The 16,852-nt window shown below is 62.8% G+C and carries 17 protein-coding genes; 3 read left to right on the plus strand and 14 right to left on the minus strand.

From position 1 onward, the window contains the following. Positions 1-55: 55 nt before the first annotated feature. From hemW to INS93_RS13095, 10 genes are all read right to left on the minus strand, one after another. Positions 56-1,216, minus strand: a complete 1,161-nt coding sequence (gene hemW, locus INS93_RS13050; RefSeq protein ID WP_192982574.1) for a radical SAM family heme chaperone HemW — start codon at positions 1,214-1,216, stop codon at positions 56-58. Further along, positions 1,213-1,809 (minus strand): RdgB/HAM1 family non-canonical purine NTP pyrophosphatase, encoded by a 597-nt coding sequence (gene rdgB / locus INS93_RS13055; RefSeq protein WP_192982577.1) that lies wholly within the window; start codon positions 1,807-1,809, stop codon positions 1,213-1,215. The genes hemW and rdgB overlap by 4 nt, the downstream gene beginning before the upstream one ends. Before the next feature lie 118 nt (positions 1,810-1,927). Further along, entirely contained in the window at positions 1,928-2,344 is a 417-nt protein-coding gene (locus INS93_RS13060) for a DUF4426 domain-containing protein (RefSeq protein ID WP_192982580.1), read from the minus strand. Positions 2,345-2,358: 14 nt separating this feature from the next. Further along, positions 2,359-2,979, minus strand: a complete 621-nt coding sequence (gene metW, locus INS93_RS13065; protein WP_160020049.1) for a methionine biosynthesis protein MetW — start codon at positions 2,977-2,979, stop codon at positions 2,359-2,361. Between the two features lie 2 nt (positions 2,980-2,981). Continuing rightward, complete coding sequence (gene metX, locus INS93_RS13070; RefSeq protein ID WP_192982583.1) at positions 2,982-4,121, minus strand: homoserine O-succinyltransferase MetX; 1,140 nt, start codon at positions 4,119-4,121, stop codon at positions 2,982-2,984. Between the two features lie 85 nt (positions 4,122-4,206). After that, the gene (locus tag INS93_RS13075) at positions 4,207-6,183 is read right to left on the minus strand and encodes a dynamin-like GTPase family protein (RefSeq protein WP_192982586.1); all 1,977 of its coding nucleotides are present in this window, start codon (positions 6,181-6,183) and stop codon (positions 4,207-4,209) included. A gap of 181 nt (positions 6,184-6,364) precedes the next feature. Further along, positions 6,365-6,670 (minus strand): DUF167 domain-containing protein, encoded by a 306-nt coding sequence (locus tag INS93_RS13080; protein WP_160020046.1) that lies wholly within the window; start codon positions 6,668-6,670, stop codon positions 6,365-6,367. A gap of 78 nt (positions 6,671-6,748) precedes the next feature. Then, positions 6,749-7,342 carry a YggT family protein gene (locus tag INS93_RS13085; RefSeq protein ID WP_192982589.1) on the minus strand — a complete coding sequence of 198 codons (594 nt, stop codon included), beginning with the start codon at positions 7,340-7,342 and terminating at the stop codon, positions 6,749-6,751. Between the two features lie 11 nt (positions 7,343-7,353). Then, entirely contained in the window at positions 7,354-8,172 is an 819-nt protein-coding gene (proC, locus tag INS93_RS13090; RefSeq protein WP_192982591.1) for a pyrroline-5-carboxylate reductase, read from the minus strand. 17 nt (positions 8,173-8,189) lie between these two features. Beyond that, positions 8,190-8,882: a YggS family pyridoxal phosphate-dependent enzyme gene (locus tag INS93_RS13095; RefSeq protein ID WP_192982594.1), complete on the minus strand. Its 693-nt coding sequence runs from the start codon at positions 8,880-8,882 to the stop codon at positions 8,190-8,192. A 217-nt stretch (positions 8,883-9,099) separates the two neighbouring features. Between INS93_RS13095 and INS93_RS13100 the strand changes: the two genes are divergently transcribed. Continuing rightward, on the plus strand, positions 9,100-10,134 hold the full coding sequence (locus INS93_RS13100) for a type IV pilus twitching motility protein PilT (protein WP_160020042.1): 1,035 nt from the start codon (positions 9,100-9,102) through the stop codon (positions 10,132-10,134). A gap of 115 nt (positions 10,135-10,249) precedes the next feature. Then, on the plus strand, positions 10,250-11,395 hold the full coding sequence (locus INS93_RS13105) for a PilT/PilU family type 4a pilus ATPase (RefSeq protein WP_160020041.1): 1,146 nt from the start codon (positions 10,250-10,252) through the stop codon (positions 11,393-11,395). Here INS93_RS13105 and INS93_RS13110 read toward each other — a convergent pair. Together INS93_RS13110 and INS93_RS13115 are read right to left on the minus strand one after the other, a co-directional pair. Then, complete coding sequence (locus INS93_RS13110) at positions 11,361-12,248, minus strand: TIGR03915 family putative DNA repair protein (protein WP_192982597.1); 888 nt, start codon at positions 12,246-12,248, stop codon at positions 11,361-11,363. The two genes, INS93_RS13105 and INS93_RS13110, sit on opposite strands and share 35 nt — an antisense overlap. Then, complete coding sequence (locus INS93_RS13115) at positions 12,248-13,459, minus strand: putative DNA modification/repair radical SAM protein (RefSeq protein ID WP_192982599.1); 1,212 nt, start codon at positions 13,457-13,459, stop codon at positions 12,248-12,250. The genes INS93_RS13110 and INS93_RS13115 overlap by 1 nt, the downstream gene beginning before the upstream one ends. 147 nt (positions 13,460-13,606) lie before the next feature. On the opposite strand from INS93_RS13115, the gene INS93_RS13120 reads away from it, so the two are divergent. Beyond that, positions 13,607-14,005 carry an NINE protein gene (locus INS93_RS13120; protein WP_021490398.1) on the plus strand — a complete coding sequence of 133 codons (399 nt, stop codon included), beginning with the start codon at positions 13,607-13,609 and terminating at the stop codon, positions 14,003-14,005. 123 nt (positions 14,006-14,128) lie between these two features. On the opposite strand, the gene ntrC is transcribed toward INS93_RS13120, so the two are convergent. Both ntrC and glnL read right to left on the minus strand, forming a co-directional pair. After that, entirely contained in the window at positions 14,129-15,562 is a 1,434-nt protein-coding gene (gene ntrC, locus INS93_RS13125) for a nitrogen regulation protein NR(I) (RefSeq protein WP_003463926.1), read from the minus strand. After that, complete coding sequence (gene glnL / locus INS93_RS13130; protein ID WP_017675830.1) at positions 15,559-16,647, minus strand: nitrogen regulation protein NR(II); 1,089 nt, start codon at positions 16,645-16,647, stop codon at positions 15,559-15,561. Before glnL ends, ntrC begins: the two co-directional genes overlap by 4 nt. Positions 16,648-16,852: the final 205 nt, after the last annotated feature.

The following is a 16,852-nucleotide window of genomic DNA, read 5'->3' on the forward strand; positions in this document are numbered from 1 at the left end:
GGCTGCGCAAGCGAAGCGCCCAAGACTAACGGATTGTCGTGACGCTGTGGCGGAACTAGGCCAGGAACTGCTGCAGCAGATCGTTGAGAAACAGCTGACCCTTTGCCGTGGCGACCAGCCGAGTTTCGTCGGCTTGCAGCAGGCCCAGGCGCTCGGCTTCGCGGCGTGCCTGTTCGAGCTGCTGCAACGGCAGGCCGGTGCGCTGGCTGAACAGCTCGGCCGGCGCGCCTTCGGTCAGGCGCAGCACGTTCATCAGGAACTCGAAGGGCAGCTCGTCGGCTGCCAGCAGGCGTTCACCGGCCTGGAATGCCTTGGCCGGGTCGAGGTAGTCCTTCGGCAGCCGGGTTTTCCAGGTGCGCTGGATGCGCCCTGCGGGTGTGCTCAGCTTGGCGTGGGCGCCGGCGCCGATACCGAGAAAGTCGCCGAAGGTCCAGTAGTTGAGGTTGTGCCGCGCCTGTTTGCCGGGCTGGGCGTAGGCGGACACCTCGTACTGCGCGTAGCCCTCGGCGGCGAGCAGCGCCTGGCCGGCCTCCTGGATGTCCCACAGCAGATCATCCTCGGGCAGCTCGGGCGGCTGGCTCCAGAACACCGTGTTCGGCTCCATCGTCAGTTGGTACCAGGACAGGTGCGTGGGGGCCTGGGCGATGGCGGTGCGCAGGTCGAACAGGGCGTCCTCGATGCTCTGCTCCGGCAGGCCGTGCATCAGATCGAGGTTGAAGTTGTCGAAGCCGGCAGCACGCGCCATATCAGCAGCACGGATGGCCTCGTCGCCATTGTGGATGCGTCCGAGCGCCTTGAGCTTGGCTTCCTGGAAACTTTGCACGCCGATGGATAGACGATTGATGCCCAGTGCACGGTAGCCCTTGAACTTGGCCTGCTCGAAGGTGCCGGGGTTGGCTTCCAGGGTGATTTCGATGTCCGGCGCGAAGGCGATGCGTCGCTCGACACCTTCCAGCAGGCGCCCCAGGGCACGGTCGGAGAACAGGCTGGGCGTGCCGCCACCGAAGAAGATCGAGCTCAGCGGCCGGCTGTGGGCGTGCTGCACGTCGATGTCGAGGTCGGCGAGCAGCGCGTCGACGTACTCTTCTTCAGGCAGCGTCGGCCCGGCAGCATGGGAGTTGAAGTCGCAGTAAGGGCATTTGCGCACGCACCACGGGATGTGGATATAGAGCGCCAGGGGCGGGAGCAGGAAACTCCCGCCAGCGGAATCGCTCATGCCAGCCCCAGGCGCTGCTTGAGCAGGGCCATGGCGCGGGCGCGGTGGCTGAGGCGGTTCTTCTGCTCGGCAGGCAGTTCGGCACTGGAGCAGTTGGCTTCCGGCACCCAGAACAGCGGGTCGTAGCCGAAGCCATGCTCACCACGGGCTTCATGCAGGATGCTGCCGTGCCACAGGCCTTCACAGAGGATTGGCAGCGGATCGTCGGCGTGGCGCACCAGTGCCAGGGCGCAGACGAACTGTGCGCTGCGCTCGGCTTCCGGCACGTCTTTCAGGGCTTCTAGCAGCTTGGCGTTGTTCGCCGCGTCGCCCTGGCCATCGGCATAGCGCGCCGAGTAGATGCCGGGCGCGCCGCCGAGGAAATCCACCGCCAGGCCGGAGTCGTCGGCCAGCGCCGGCAGGCCGGAGATGCGCGCGGCGTTGCGTGCCTTGAGGATGGCGTTCTCGACGAACGACAGGCCGGTCTCTTCCGGTTCGACCTGGCTGAACTCACCGATGGAACGCACGCGCACCGCATCGCCGAGCATGGCCTGCAACTCTTTGAGCTTGCCGGCGTTATGGCTGGCCAGTACCAGTTCCTTGAGGTCGATCATGCGGATGTTGCCTGTCAGTTGAACGTTGAATTACAGAACCTGCAGGAGCGCGCCTCGCCGCGAAAGCTTCGTTCCGTGGCAGGGCTCCTACGCAAAGGCGCTGGCAGCGCCTTCAGCATCAGTCATCCGGGAACATTTCCTGGTTGAAGGTGATGCGGTGCGTATTGTCGCCCTGGCGCACGTCGAGGGTGAAGCTGAGAATCTCGCGGCTGGAGAAGGGGAACTGTGCCAGGTAATAGATGGCGCCGCTCTCGGTGACCTGCCTGAAGGTCAACGCGGTGCTCTGCCCCAGCAGGTTCTTCACCTCGCCACCGACCACGGCGGTACTGGGTTTGCCGGCTTTGAGCACGGCGACGTTGATCACGCCCAGGGTCTTGCTACGAGTCAGTCCCGCCGCCACGGCAATCTCTGGCTGGATGAAGCTGGAGTTGAACACGCTGTAGTGCACGTCGAGATCGCCGAAGCTCTGCTTGCGCTCGGCGGCGGCCGGCAGGGCCAGGCACAGGGCGATCAGGAAGGGGATGATGCGGCTCATGATGTTCTCCTCGTTCAGACCGCGACGCGGTGGGCGGACAGGTCCGCGCCGCTGATGCGGTAGATGCCGATCTCGCCCAGCAGGTTGGGCCAGATGCGGCTTGCCAGGCCATGGCGGTGGTCACGGTCCACTGCCAGGCGTTCTTCCACACGGGCACCCTGGGCGTGACAGAGACGCTCGAAGTCCTCGAAGGTGCAGAAGTGGATGTTCGGGGTGTTGTACCAGGTATAGGGCAAGAAGTCCGATACCGGCATGCGACCTTTCGTCGTCAGGTACCAGCGGCAGCGCCAGTGGCCGAAATTGGGGAAGGTGATGATGCAGGTCCTGCCGACACGCAGCATCTCGGCCAGCACCTTGTCCGGGTAATGCAGCGCCTGCAGCGACTGGGTCATGACCACTACATCGAAGCTGTTGCTGGCGAAGTTGCCCAGGCCGAGGTCGAGGTTTTGCTCGATGACGTTGACGCCGCGCTCGATGCACAGGGCGATCTTGTCCGGGTCGATCTCCAGGCCATAGCCGGCCACCTGCTTGTTGTCGCGCAGCCAGGCCAGCAACTCGCCGTCACCACAGCCCAGGTCGAGCACACGGCTGCCCGGGGCGATCCATTCCTGGATGATGTCCAGATCCGCTCGCATGCTCATACCTCGATTCGCTTCATGTAGCTGTCGAACGCCTGCAGGTAACGTGGGATCGGCATGAGGAAGGCGTCATGGCCCTGCGGTGCGTCGATTTCCAGGTAGCAGACGTTTTTCTTCGCCGCCGTCAGGGCGTCGACGATCTCCCGCGAGCGGGCGGGGGAGAAGCGCCAGTCGGTGGTGAAGGACATCACGCAGAAGTCCGCTTTGGCGGCGGCCAGGGTCTTGGCCAGGTCGCCGTCGTTGGCGGCGGCCGGGTCGAAGTAGTCCAGCGCCTTGGTCATCAGCAGGTAGGTGTTGGCATCGAAGCGGCCGGAGAACTCCTCGCCCTGATAGCGCAGATAGCTTTCCACCTGGAACTCGACACTGTGGAAGTCGTAGTTGAGCTTCTCGCTCTTCAGGCCACGGCCGAATTTCTCGCCCATGGCGTCATCGGACAGGTAGGTAATGTGCCCGACCATGCGCGCCAGCATCAGCCCGCGCTTGGGGATCACGCCCTGTTCCTGGAAATGCCCGCCGTGAAACTCCGGGTCAGTGAGGATCGCCTGGCGCGCCACTTCGTTGAAGGCGATGTTCTGCGCCGACAGCTTGGGCGCCGAGGCAATCGCCAGGCAGTGGCGTACGCGCTCGGGGTAGCTGATGGTCCACTGCATGGCCTGCATGCCGCCGAGACTGCCGCCGATCACCGCCGCCCATTGGCCGATGCCGAGCACATCGGCAAGGCGTGCCTGACTGTGCACCCAGTCTTCCACCGTCATCACCGGGAAGTCGGCGCCATAGGGCTTGCCAGTGGCCGGGTTGGCGCTGCTTGGGCCGGTGGAACCATTACAGCCGCCCAGGTTGTTGAGGCTGACGACGAAGAACTTGTTGGTGTCGATAGGTTTGCCGGGGCCGATGCAACTGTCCCACCAGCCGGGTTTGCGATCGTCCGGGCTGTGATAGCCGGCGGCGTGATGATGGCCGGACAGCGCGTGGCAGATCAGCACGGCATTGCTGTGTGCGGCGTTCAGTTCGCCATAGGTTTCGACGACCAGTTCGTACTCGGCCAGGCTGCGCCCGCAGGCCAGTGCCAGGGGTTCGCTGAAACGGAATACCTGGGGACTGACCAGACCGACGGAATCTTCGGGAAATGCAGTGGGCATGAAGGTGCTGCTAATGAATCGGAGGAGGGCGCCAGTCTAAAGAGCACCGACCCGAGCGGCAAGCGAGCTGGGCGCCCGCTCCGCTCTATAGGCTTTGCGGGCGCGCCGCTGTCGGCAGGCTGACCACCTTGCCCTGGCGCTGCACCGGTGCCGGGCGGCGCAGCACGCGCAACATGTCGCTGGCCTGGGCCAGTTGCTGTTCGAGCTCTTCCCGGTAGCGCGCCAGTTGCAGGCTGCGTTTGCGCGTCTGCTGGGTTTCCTGAGCCAGGGCCTTGAGGCGCAGCATGTGGCTTTCCAGCATCTGCTTGTGTTCCAGGGTGTGTTGCATCAGCGGCATTAGCGCATCGGCGGCCCATTGCTCGGCATCCAGGCGCAGGCGCTGGTGCAGGCCTATAACTTCCTGAGCCAGGGTGGCGAAGAAGCGTCGGGTCAGGCTGCGCTGCTCGGTGAGCAGGGTCTTCAGGTGCAGGCGGAACTGGTCGCCCTTTTCCTGCAGTTTCTTCAGCTCACGCAGATAACGCTGGGTGTTGAACTGCGGCGCGTCGACACCGCCGAGTGGGTTGTCTTCGTTATGTCGGCGATAGATGGCTGCAACCATCTTGTTGGCCATGTCGGCTTCGTGCTGCAGGTTGTGCAGATCCTGCTCGACGGCGCGGAAGAAATGCAGGATGGCCTGGTTGATGCCCAGGGTGGTCCAGCTGCCGGTCAGATTGCGGCGCACCTCGCTCAGGTGTTCTTCCAGGCGTTCGGCGCGTGCGGCGTGACGCAGCAGCTGACCCTGGCGTTGCAGCAGGCGTTGATTGGTCTTCAGGCCGAGCAGGCGCTTGTGATGCCTGCTGTGATCTTCCTTGGTCTTGGCGGTCAGCTCGAAAAGCAACTGGCCATTGTCCTGCTGATGGCTTCCGAGCAGAGCCAGCTGTTCGCTGACTTTCTCCAGGCGCAGACTGAGCACGTGCTGACTGTTATTGAGCAGCGCCAGCACCTGACGTACCACGTTATCTTCGATCAGGCGCTCCTTCTGCGCGACGATGCGCTCGCATAGCAGGTTCTCCAGGCCAGCCATCTGGCTGCGTGCCAGCAGTTCTTCGTCCTTGCGCACCTTGGCCAGCAGCGCCTGCTTGGCCGACAGTGGCAGTACGTCCTGCTTGGCGATGCCCAACTGCTTGGCGGTGGCGCTCTGGATCTGGCCAATGGCGTTCTGCACGAAGGTCTCGCCTGCCAGGTCGTCCCACAGCACGTCGATCTTGTTCAGTACGGCGAACAAGCTGGTCTGGGTGTCTTCGTCGAGCTGGCGGATGTGTTGCTGCCAGATGCTCATGTCGCTGGCGGTGACGCCGGTATCGGCGGACAGCAGGAAGATGATCGCCTGGGCATTGGGCAGCATCGACAGGGTCAGCTCCGGCTCGCTGCCCAGGGCGTTGAGGCCGGGGGTGTCGAGAATACGCAGGCCTTGACGCAGCAGAGGGTGGTCGAAGTTGACCATGGCGTGGCGCCAGGCCGGCACCAGTACCTGACCGCGCTTGCCGGTGCCTTCGAGCATATCCGGGTGGAAGCCGAGCTGGATCGCCTGTTCGACCGGCATCGGCTTGGTCTTGGCCACCTGGCTGAAAGCCAGTGCCATGTTGGCCGGGTCGCTGGTGTCCAGTGGGATGTTCACCCAGTGCCGGGGAATGCGCTTGAACTGGGCAACGCTGGCCGAGGCCGTGCGCGTCTCGATGGGCAACAGGCGAATGTAGGGGCGTTCCGAGCGCGGGTCGAAAAACAGTTCGGTCGGGCACATGGTGGTGCGCCCGGCATGCGAAGGCAGCATGCGTTGGCCGTATTCGGAAAAGAACAGGCTGTTGATCAGCTCGGTCTTGCCGCGCGAGAACTCGCCGACGAAGGCCAGGGTTATGTGGTCGGTACGCAGGATTTTCAGGGCGCGTTCGAGTTTGGCCTGAACTGCCTCGGAGTTGAGCCGGTTATGTTCCAGCCAGCTGCGATAACGCGTGATCTCGCGCATCAGTTCGCGTTTCCAGGCGACGTAAGCGTCAACCTGCTGGCTGAGACGTTCCATGCTCATCCTGGCTCTCCTCTCGGCAAGTTCATCCACTTGCTGGGGCTGCGTGACTGTTCGGTTGGCGTTACCGCCAGGAAGCACGGCAATCGCGGGAATAAACTGCATTATGCGAGGTACAGGGCGGCCGTCAATTGGCTGCTGATACAGTCCCGCCTTGTGGTCGGGTCTGGTGGCTGAATGGTCATCAGGCACGCTGCAGGCCGGGAATCGGCGGCAGGTTTTTCGGAGAGCGAATGCGCAGGCGCTTTTGTCGATTGAGTTCGCCGCTTTCCAGGTTAACCTGGCTCTTGGCCACGCCAAAAGCCTTGGCCAGAAAGGCCAGCAGATGCGCGTTGGCCTTGCCCTCGATCGGTGGGGCGGTGAGGCGGATCTTCAGCCGATCACCATGCAGCCCGGCGAACTCATCCTTGCTCGCCTTGGGTTGCAGGTGACAGTCGAGGATCAGGTCCTCGCCGTCCCAGCGGTAGAAACTTGCGGTCTTGATCGGCATACCCCTCATCCGGCGCTTGCTGACCTTCTCCCGGAGGGAGAAGGTCAGCAAGGAAGGTGTCGCTGCACGACTCTCATGCTAGAGGAAGGGGCTGAGCATTGGTGGCAGGCCCGTGTATGCCGCCAGGCCGCCGATGATGAAGCGGTCTGCAAGATTGATCGCGATGAAGGCGAAGATCGGCGAGATATCCAGGCCACCGAGGTTCGGCAGCAACTTGCGGAACGGCGCCAGCAGCGGCTCGCAGATCTGATTGACCAGCTGTGCACCGGGGTTGTAGCTGCCTGGAGCGACCCAGGAGAGGATCACGCTGATGATCATGGCGAAGAAGAACACCTTGAGAAACAGCGAGGTCACACCGATCAGTGACCACACCAGCAGCTGCAGGATGAAACCGCCGACGTTGTAGCCCATCAGCGTCAGGGTGATGACCATGAGCAGTAGCTGCACCAGGATGGCCAGCACCAGCGAGGCCAGATCCAGCCCGGCGAATCCCGGAATGACTCGGCGCAGAGGCGTCACCAGCGGCTGCGTGGCCTTGACGATGAACTGGCTCAGCGGGTTGTAGAAGTCGGCGCGTACCAGTTGCAGGATGAAACGCAGCAGGACGATCAGCAGATACAGGCTGCCGAGGGTCTGAATGATGTAGATCAGGGCTTCGATGAGTCCGGACATGTTTGCTTCCCTTATTGACCCAGTTGTTCGGCCAGTTCGGCCGAGCGATTGGCGGCGGCATTCAGTGCCTGTTGTACCAGCGCTTCGAAGCCGCCGGCCTGGAAGGTGTTGATTGCTGCTTCGGTAGTTCCGTTCGGCGAGGTGACGCGGCGACGCAGTTCACTGGCTTCGACATCGCTCTCGCTGGCCATGCGCGCGGCACCCAGCGCAGTCTGGATGCTCAGGCGTGCAGCAGTTTCGCGCGGCAGGCCAAGCTGCTCGCCAGCCTTCGTCATGGCTTCGATCAGCAGGAAGAAATAAGCCGGGCCGCTGCCGGATACGGCAGTGACTGCGTCGATTTGCGCTTCATTTTCCAGCCACAGGGCCAGACCGACGGCGCTCAGTACCTGCTCGGCCTGGGCTTTCTGCTCGGCGCTGACGCGCGGGTTGGCGAACAGGCCGGAAACACCCTGGCGCAGCAGTGCCGGCGTATTGGGCATGCAGCGTACGACGGGACGCTGGCCCAGCCAGCTTTCCAGGCTGGCACAACTGATGCCGGCGGCGATGGAGATGATCACCTGATTCGGCGCGAGGTGCGGAGCCAGATCCAGGCATACCGCCTTCATGATCTGCGGCTTGACCGCCAGCACGATCAGGTCGGCGCCTTTGATGGCTTTACCGTTATCCGCGAAGGTGACGATGCCATGCTCCTGCTGCAGGCGGGCGCGCTGTTCGCTGCCGGGCTCGCTGGCGCGGATGGCGCTGGCTGCCACGCCCTGCGCACGCAAACCGCCAATCAGGCTGGCGGCCATGTTGCCGGCGCCGATGAAGGCGATGATCGGGTTGCTCATTACGGGAGTTCCTTCATTCAATGGGTGGGCTGGCCGTAATCGCGGGCGCCGAACAGGGCGGTGCCGATGCGCACCCAGGTGGCGCCTTCGGCGATGGCGGCTTCCAGGTCATGGCTCATGCCCATGGACAGGGTGTCGAGGTTCAACGCCAGGTCATCCCGCAATTGGCGCAAGTGGGCGAAGGCGGCATGCTGCGCGGCGACATCGTCAGTAGGTTCGGGAATTGCCATCAGCCCACGCAGGCGCAGGTTGGGCAGGGCGGCGACGGCCTTGGCCAGCTCTGGCAGCGTTTCTGGGCTGCAGCCGGATTTGCTGTCCTCAGCGCTGACATTGACCTGCAGGCAGATATTCAGCGGCGGCAGGTGCGCGGGGCGCTGCTCGGACAGGCGTTGGGCGATTTTCAGTCGATCCACCGAATGTACCCAGTCGAAATGCTCGGCGATAGGCCGGGTCTTGTTCGACTGAATGGGGCCGATGAAGTGCCAGATCAAGGGCAGGTCGCTCAATTCGGCCTGTTTTTCCAGCGCTTCCTGCAGGTAGTTTTCGCCAAAATCGCGAAGCCCGGCTGCGTATGCTTCGCGTATGGCCGCTGCTGGTTTGGTCTTGCTCACCGCGAGCAGGCCGATATCCGCCAAATTGTGCTGCGAGGCTTGCGCCGCCTCACGGATGCGCGCTCCGACCTTTGCAATATTCTCTGCTATCGTGGACATTAATTGCGCTCTATAAAGCCCTACCTCTAGAGAGGGCGTCTACAAATTGCTGCGCTCGGCCATGCTGCGTTGAAGTCACCCTCAAAATGCTCATGTACAGCTCGTACACTGCGCTTTTTCGCCTGACTTCGTTTTGCCTGACCTTCGCTCGCTGCTTTGTAAACACCTTCTCAGGGTTTGCGGCATTCTACCTGCTTGCTTGTAATTGGGGAGTCCCATGGATATCACTGAGCTGCTTGCCTTCAGCGCCAAGCAAGGCGCGTCGGATTTGCACCTCTCGGCGGGTCTACCGCCGATGATCCGCGTCGACGGCGATGTACGCCGCATCAACCTGCCGCCGCTGGATCACAAGCAGGTACACGCGCTGATCTACGACATCATGAATGACAAGCAGCGCAAGGACTTCGAAGAGTTCCTCGAGACCGACTTCTCCTTCGAAGTGCCGGGCGTGGCGCGTTTCCGGGTCAACGCCTTCAATCAGAACCGTGGCGCTGGTGCGGTGTTCCGTACCATTCCGTCCAAGGTGCTGACCATGGAAGACCTGGGCATGGGCGACGTGTTCCGCAAGATCACTGACGTGCCGCGCGGCCTGGTGCTGGTCACCGGTCCCACGGGTTCGGGCAAGTCGACCACCCTGGCGGCGATGCTCGACTACCTCAACAGCAACAAGTACCACCACATTCTCACCATTGAAGACCCCATCGAATTCGTCCACGAGTCGAAGAAGTGCCTGGTCAACCAGCGTGAGGTGCACCGCGACACCCATGGCTTCTCCGAAGCCCTGCGCTCGGCACTACGGGAAGACCCGGACATCATCCTGGTGGGCGAGATGCGCGACCTGGAAACCATCCGTCTGGCGCTGACCGCCGCAGAAACCGGCCACCTGGTATTCGGCACTCTGCACACCACCTCCGCCGCCAAGACCATCGACCGCGTGGTCGACGTGTTCCCTGCCGAGGAAAAGTCGATGGTCCGTTCGATGCTGTCGGAATCGCTACAGGCGGTGATCTCGCAGACCCTGCTGAAGAAGATCGGCGGCGGTCGTGTCGCCGCCCATGAAATCATGATCGGCACCCCAGCCATTCGTAACCTGATCCGTGAGGACAAGGTTGCGCAGATGTACTCGTCTATCCAGACCGGTGGCGCGCTGGGCATGCAGACCCTCGATGCCTGCCTGAAGACGCTGGTGTCCAAAGGCCTGGTCAGCCGCGACAGTGCGCGCGAGAAGGCCAAGAGCCCGGAAAACTTCTAGGAACTGGTGTAGGAGCGGGCATCGCGAGCGAAGTTTTGTTCGCGAACAGAGTTCGCTCCTACGATTCGGCAGATGGCTGCCGCACGGCATTGCTCACGAAGCTGCGAGAACGACGATGGAATTCGAAAAACTACTGCGCCTGATGGTCGAAAAAGGCGGCTCCGACCTGTTCATCACCGCTGGCGTGCCGCCGTCGATGAAGGTCAATGGCAAGATCATGCCGGTGACCAAGAACGCCATGTCGCCGGAGCAGACTCGCGAGACCGTGCTGGGCGTGATGAACGAGGCGCAACGCCGCGATTTTGCCGAGAACCATGAGTGCAATTTCGCCATCAGTGCCCGTGGTATCGGTCGTTTCCGCGTCAGTGCCTTCTACCAGCGCAACCTGGTGGGCATGGTGCTGCGCCGGATCGAGACCAATATCCCCACCCTCGACGACCTCAAACTGCCGGAAATCCTAAAGAAGCTGGCGCTGACCAAGCGCGGCCTGGTGCTGTTCGTCGGTGCCACCGGTACCGGTAAGTCCACCTCGCTGGCGGCGATGATCGGTTACCGCAACAAAAACAGCAGCGGCCACATCATCTCCATCGAAGACCCGATCGAGTACATCCACCAGCACCAGAGCTGCATCGTCACGCAGCGTGAAGTGGGCATCGACACCGAGTCGTTCGAAGTGGCGCTGAAGAACACCCTGCGTCAGGCGCCGGACGTGATTCTCATCGGTGAGGTGCGGACCCGCGAGACCATGGATCATGCCGTGGCCTTCGCCGAAACCGGCCACCTGTGCCTGGCCACCCTGCACGCCAACAACGCCAACCAGGCGCTGGACCGCATCATCAACTTCTTCCCGGCGGACAGGCAGAACCAGGTGTGGATGGATCTGTCGCTCAACCTCAAGGCCATCGTTGCCCAGCAACTGATACCGACCCCGGATGGCAAGGGTCGCCGCGCGGTCATCGAGGTGCTGATCAACACCCCATTGGCTGCTGACCTGATCCGCAAGGGCGAGGTGCACGAACTCAAGGGGCTGATGAAACGCTCGACCGAGCAGGGCATGCAGACCTTCGATCAGGCGCTGTACAACCTCTACACCCAGGGCGAGATCACTTACGAAGATGCGTTGCTCTACGCCGACTCGGCCAACGACCTGCGTCTGATGATCAAGCTCGGTTCGGAAACCGACGGCGATCACCTGACCAGCATGGCCCAGGGCCTGGCGCTGGAGGTCAGCGAGGAAGATCCGGGGCGTCGCTTCCGCTGAGGCCAGCAGACAGGGGACGCGAAGCGTCCCCTTCGTTTATCCGAGCAATGCGTTTGCCCTTCCTGCCTGCCAGCACCAATGCCTGGCCATCGCGCTGCGCGCCGGCGCGTGCCTCGCTCATCAGTTGCGGAATCAGCGGGCCTTCCGGCAGGTGTTTCCAGAATCTCAGCGGCAGATGCTGCTGCATCACCGTGCGGTTGAGCCGTGCCGGATTGAAGGTGCTGCCGTAGTAGGCACGCCACAGGGCCTGGCCGTCATCCTCGGGCTGCTGCGCCCAGGCTTGCCACTGCACTGGGCAGCGGCGCTCATGCTGCAGGCGTTGGCCATCCCAGTAAACGCCATCACGCGACGTTGCGATCAGCCAGCTATGTTTGCCCAGACGCTCGGCGAAGTGGCCGCTGGCCGAGGCGAGAATGTCGTGCGCCGGTTCGAACCAGGCGACGAAGTCCGGCGCGCCCGCAGCCTTGCTCGGCTGAAAGCGCACGAAGGCGTGCAAGTGATGGGCCTCACGGCGCACGGCCTTGAGCCGACGATGCAGCTCACTGCCGTCGGGGTCACCGGCCAGTACGGCGCTGCGTTCGCCTTGCACGAAACGCCAGAGCACACGGTAAAGCAGGCTCCAGCGCTCGTCGCCCCGGTACTGTGCGGCGCTTTCCAGCAAATCGAGCAGTTCGGGCGATACCCGCAGGCGGCCATTGGGCTCCGGCGTTTGTTCGGCGGGCTGGTCGAACAGGCCAGGCGCCGCTTCTTCGTCCAGCCATTGCAACTGGTGTGGTGCCAAGCCTTGCAGCAGTGCACGGCGCGCGGCCTGGCGCCAGGTGGCGAAGGTGCCGTCGAAGCGCAGGCTGTGCATCACCACAACGCCATCTGTGCCGGTGTGTCGCGCAGTTGCTGGCGCAGTACCACTGACTCATGTTCGGCACGTGGCGGCCGGTAATCCTGAGTGATGATGAAGGGCTTGGCCTTTTCCAGTACGCAGCGCAGGCGGGTCAGATCCTCGTAGCGGATGCGTCGTTCCCGCCGCAGCGCACCCAGGCGCCGCGCGCTGAGCACGCCGATGCCGGGCACGCGGGCAATCAGCGACTCGTCGGCGCGATTGAGGTCCACCGGAAACTGCTCGCGATTGGCCAGCGCCCAGGCCAGCTTGGGGTCGATGTCCAGTGCCAGGTTGCCAGGGCCGGCCAACAGCTCCGTGGCGCTGAAACCGTAGCCGCGCATGAGGAAGTCGGCCTGGTACAGGCGGTGCTCGCGCAGCAGCGGCGGCGCCTCGAAGGGCACGGTCTTCGGGCTCTGCGGAATCGGGCTGAACGCCGAGTAGTAGACACGGCGCAGGCGATAGTCGTGATACAGGCTCTGGGCGTTGTGCAGGATGGTGCTGTCATCGGTGGCATCGGCGCCGACGATCATCTGCGTGCTTTGTCCGGCCGGTGCAAAGCGCGGCGCGCGGCGCTCTTCCTTGGCCTCGCGTTCGCCGAGATGAATGTTGTGCATGGCCTTGTGGATGCTGCCGACGTTCTTTTCCGGCGCCAGGCGCACCAGGCTGGTCTCGGTGGGCAGTTCGATGTTGACGCTGAGGCGATCGGCGTACAGGCCGGCTTCGGCGATCAGCTCTGGTGCGGCATCGGGGATAGTCTTGAGGTGGATGTAGCCGCGAAACTGGTGCTCCTGGCGCAACAGCTTGGCGACTCGGATCAACTGCTCCATGGTGTAGTCGGCCGAGCGGATGATGCCGGAGCTGAGGAACAGGCCGCTGATGCAGTTGCGCTTGTAGAAGTCCAAGGTCAGCGTCACCACTTCTTCGGGGGTGAAGCGCGCACGCGGCACGTCGCTGGAGCGTCGGTTGATGCAGTACTGGCAGTCGTACAGGCAGAAGTTGGTCAGCAGGACTTTGAGCAGCGCCACGCAGCGACCATCCGGCGTGTAGCTGTGGCAGATGCCCATGCCGTTGGTCGAACCGACGCCGTCCTTGCCCTTGGAGCTGCGCTTTGGCGCGCCACTGCTGGCGCAGGAAGCGTCGTACTTGGCTGCGTCGGCGAGGATGGTGAGCTTTTCGATCAGTTGCATGGCAGGCGATATATATACTGTTTTTTTATACAGTATATGGGCGTCGTACAGCTATCAAGTCATTCGTTGTGTTGCATCGTTTCTGCGAAAATGAAACCTTCACTCGGCGCGCAGCGTCATAGCTGCACCTCGTACAAGGAGTTCGTCATGCAACGACAGGATACGCACAGCAAGCTGATCGGCTATCTGCTGTGGATTTTCGGTTTTCTCGGTTCCCATCGCTTCTACTATGGCAAGCCGGTCACCGGCACCATCTGGTTCTTCACCCTGGGATTGTTCTTCATCGGCTGGATCATCGACCTGTTCCTGATTCCCTCGATGGATCGCGAGGCCGACCTGCGCTTTACCGCGGGGGATACGGACTACAACGTGGCGTGGATCCTGCTGACCTTCCTGGGTGTGTTCGGTGTGCACCGCATGTATCAGGGCAAGTGGATCACCGGGATCATCTACCTGTTCACCGGCGGCCTGTTCCTGATCGGTGTGCTCTATGACTTCTGGACCCTGAACACGCAGATCTCGATCAAGAACGCGCAGCGCGGTTGAGCGGGCGGCGACAATTGGCGGTGCGCGGCGCACCCTACGATCTTCGTGTCGTAGCCCGGATGCAATCCGGGGAAAATGAAAAGGGCATCCCATGGGATGCCCTTTTTCGTAATGCTGGCGGGATCAGTCGTCGCTGTCGTCGTCATCCCCGCCGTCGACCTTCATGCCCAGTTCCTTGATCTTGCGCGTCAGGGTGTTGCGACCCCAACCCAGCAGCAGGGCGGCGTCGCGGCGGCGGCCGGCGGTGTGCTTGAGTGCGGTCTCGATCATGATGCGCTCGAAAGCCGGCACGGCGCTGTCGAGCAGGTTGGACTGGCCACGCGCCAGGGCTTGGTCGGCCCACAGGCGCAGCGCCTGCTCCCAGTTGGTCACCGGTGCGGCGTCCTGCGGCTGAGTCAGCAGCTCCGGCGGCAGGTCGTCGACATGGACCTCACGGCCCGAGGCCATGACGGTGATCCAGCGGCAGGTGTTCTCCAGCTGGCGCACGTTGCCCGGCCAGGGCAGGTGCTTGAGGTAATCCTCGGTTTCGCTCTTGAGCAGCTTCGGCTCCACCGCCAGCTCCTGCGCAGCACGGGCGAGGAAGTGGTGAGCGAGGGTCGGGATATCTTCGCGGCGATCAGCCAGACGTGGGATATGGATGCGGATGACGTTGAGGCGGTGGAACAGGTCTTCACGGAACTTGCCGGCCTGTACCAGGGTTTCCAGGTTCTGGTGGGTGGCGGCGATGATGCGCACGTCCACCTTCACCGGGGTGTGGCCGCCGACACGGTAGAACTCGCCATCGGCCAATACGCGCAGCAAACGTGTCTGGGTGTCGGCCGGCATGTCGCCAATCTCGTCGAGGAACAGGGTGCCGCCATCGGCCTGTTCGAAGCGGCCGCGACGCTGGTTGGCTGCACCGGTGAAGGCACCTTTCTCGTGGCCGAACAGCTCGGACTCCATCAGATCCTTGGGGATCGCCGCCATGTTCAGCGCAATGAACGGCGCTGCCGCGCGTGGGCTGTGGCGGTGCAGGGCGTGGGCCACCAGCTCCTTGCCGGTACCGGATTCACCATTGATCAGCACGGTGATATTGGAATGGCTGAGGCGGCCGATAGCGCGGAACACCTCCTGCATCGCCGGCGCCTCGCCGATGATTTCCGGGGTGCGTGCCTGCGCTGCGGGCGCGGCCAGGCTTTGTTGTTCCTGAGCGTGCTGGAAGGCGCGCTTGACCAGCGACACGGCCTCGTCGACGTCGAACGGTTTGGGCAGGTATTCGAAGGCGCCGCCCTGATAGCTGGCCACCGCGCTGTCCAGGTCGGAATGCGCGGTCATGATGATCACCGGCAGGCGCGGGTACAGCTCGCGGATGCGGGCCAGCAGGTCGAGGCCGCTGGCGCCGGGCATGCGGATATCGGAGATGATCACGTCCGGCTGCTGGCGGGTCAGGCGGGCGAGTACACCGTCGGCACTGTCGAAACTCTGGGTGGTCATGCCTTCCTGTTGCAGGGCCTTTTCCAGTACCCAGCGGATGGAACGATCGTCGTCGACAATCCAGACGGTTTCACTGCGGCTCATGGCGTGGGCGCTCCTTGTTCCAGCGGTAGGAAGATCGAGAATACGGTGTGGCCGGGATAGCTCTCGCACTCGATCAGACCCTGGTGCTGACTGATGATGTTCTGGGTGATGGCCAGGCCCAGGCCGGTGCCGTCGGCACGCCCGCTGACCATGGGATAGAAGATGGTTTCCTGCAGCTCAGGCGGGATGCCTGGGCCGTTGTCGATGATCTCGACCTTGACCACCAGGCGGTGGCGCGTGTGGCCGATGGTGAACTGGCGCAGGGTGCGGGTACGCAGGCTGATGCGCCCGAGACCCATGTCGTGTTTCTGTCCGGCGATGGCCTGCATGGCATTGCGCACGATATTGAGCACGGCCTGGATCATCTGCTCGCGGTCAATCAGCAGGTCCGGAATGCTCGGGTCGTAGTCGCGCACCAAGGTGATGCTGCCCTGGCTTTCCGCTTCGATCAGGTTGGCGACGCGCTCCAGCACCTCGTGCACGTTGGTCATCGCCAGCGACGGCAACTTGTTCGAGCCGAGCATGCGGTCGACCAGGTTACGCAGGCGGTCGGCCTCTTCGATGATGACGTTGGTGTAGTCCTTGAGCTCTTCGTTGGGCAGTTCGCGCGACAGCAGTTGCGCTGCACCGCGAATGCCGCCGAGCGGATTCTTGATTTCGTGGGCGAGGCCGCGCACCAGCAGTTTGGTGGTCTCCTGCTTGGACAGCTGCGCCTCTTCCTTGGTGATACGCAGCAGTCGGTCGCGCGGGTGCACTTCCAGCAACAGAAGGGTTTCGCCCTTGCTGAACAGCGGGGTGACGGCGTAGTCCACGGTCAGGGTCTGGCCAGTGACCGAGGTCAGCACGGCTTCACGCTTGTTGAACGGATGAGCCTGTTCCACCGCCTGGCGCAGCGATGACAGCGCCTCTGGCGATTCGGTGAACAGGTCGCTGATGAATTGACCATGACTGCGCTGGCCGCTGACGGCCAGGAGCATCTCCGCCGCCGGGTTCATGTACTCAAGGCACAGCTGGCTGTTGAGCAACAGGGTGGCGGTTGTCAGGTTATCGAGTAGCAGTCGGTGCAGAGCGTCGTTGATGGTCATAGGCAGCGCATTCCGGCAATGGGCAGGAAAATGCAAGAAGCAAACCAAGGCCCCGAAAAGACGCATTTTTTATGGCCTGCCATCCCTGGTGGCCCCCATTTGGGCCGTCGCAAGCGAGGTCAAAAATGGCTTCCGGCAATTTTTGTGCGATCCACCCGAGGTCTGGTGGCGTGGTAGCGAGGTTGGGTTGAGAAAAACGACCCAA

It is taken from the genome of Pseudomonas sp. EggHat1 (assembly GCF_014892995.1).
Lineage (GTDB): Bacteria > Pseudomonadota > Gammaproteobacteria > Pseudomonadales > Pseudomonadaceae > Aquipseudomonas > Aquipseudomonas chaetocerotis.

Excerpts from the sequence above, each read along its gene's own strand:
- INS93_RS13105 (WP_160020041.1), top strand. The coding sequence starts at position 10,250 with ATGGAATTCGAAAAACTACTGCGCCTGATGGTCGAAAAAGGCGGCTCC.
- INS93_RS13115 (WP_192982599.1), bottom strand. The coding sequence starts at position 13,459 with ATGCAACTGATCGAAAAGCTCACCATCCTCGCCGACGCAGCCAAGTAC.
- proC (WP_192982591.1), bottom strand. The coding sequence starts at position 8,172 with ATGAGCAACCCGATCATCGCCTTCATCGGCGCCGGCAACATGGCCGCC.
- ntrC (WP_003463926.1), bottom strand. The coding sequence starts at position 15,562 with ATGAGCCGCAGTGAAACCGTCTGGATTGTCGACGACGATCGTTCCATC.
- INS93_RS13120 (WP_021490398.1), top strand. The coding sequence starts at position 13,607 with ATGCAACGACAGGATACGCACAGCAAGCTGATCGGCTATCTGCTGTGG.
- INS93_RS13075 (WP_192982586.1), bottom strand. The coding sequence starts at position 6,183 with ATGAGCATGGAACGTCTCAGCCAGCAGGTTGACGCTTACGTCGCCTGG.
- INS93_RS13110 (WP_192982597.1), bottom strand. The coding sequence starts at position 12,248 with ATGCACAGCCTGCGCTTCGACGGCACCTTCGCCACCTGGCGCCAGGCC.
- rdgB (WP_192982577.1), bottom strand. The coding sequence starts at position 1,809 with ATGATCGACCTCAAGGAACTGGTACTGGCCAGCCATAACGCCGGCAAG.
- INS93_RS13080 (WP_160020046.1), bottom strand. The coding sequence starts at position 6,670 with ATGCCGATCAAGACCGCAAGTTTCTACCGCTGGGACGGCGAGGACCTG.
- INS93_RS13060 (WP_192982580.1), bottom strand. The coding sequence starts at position 2,344 with ATGAGCCGCATCATCCCCTTCCTGATCGCCCTGTGCCTGGCCCTGCCG.
- metX (WP_192982583.1), bottom strand. The coding sequence starts at position 4,121 with ATGCCCACTGCATTTCCCGAAGATTCCGTCGGTCTGGTCAGTCCCCAG.
- INS93_RS13095 (WP_192982594.1), bottom strand. The coding sequence starts at position 8,882 with ATGTCCACGATAGCAGAGAATATTGCAAAGGTCGGAGCGCGCATCCGT.
- glnL (WP_017675830.1), bottom strand. The coding sequence starts at position 16,647 with ATGACCATCAACGACGCTCTGCACCGACTGCTACTCGATAACCTGACA.
- metW (WP_160020049.1), bottom strand. The coding sequence starts at position 2,979 with ATGCGAGCGGATCTGGACATCATCCAGGAATGGATCGCCCCGGGCAGC.
- INS93_RS13100 (WP_160020042.1), top strand. The coding sequence starts at position 9,100 with ATGGATATCACTGAGCTGCTTGCCTTCAGCGCCAAGCAAGGCGCGTCG.
- hemW (WP_192982574.1), bottom strand. The coding sequence starts at position 1,216 with ATGAGCGATTCCGCTGGCGGGAGTTTCCTGCTCCCGCCCCTGGCGCTC.
- INS93_RS13085 (WP_192982589.1), bottom strand. The coding sequence starts at position 7,342 with ATGTCCGGACTCATCGAAGCCCTGATCTACATCATTCAGACCCTCGGC.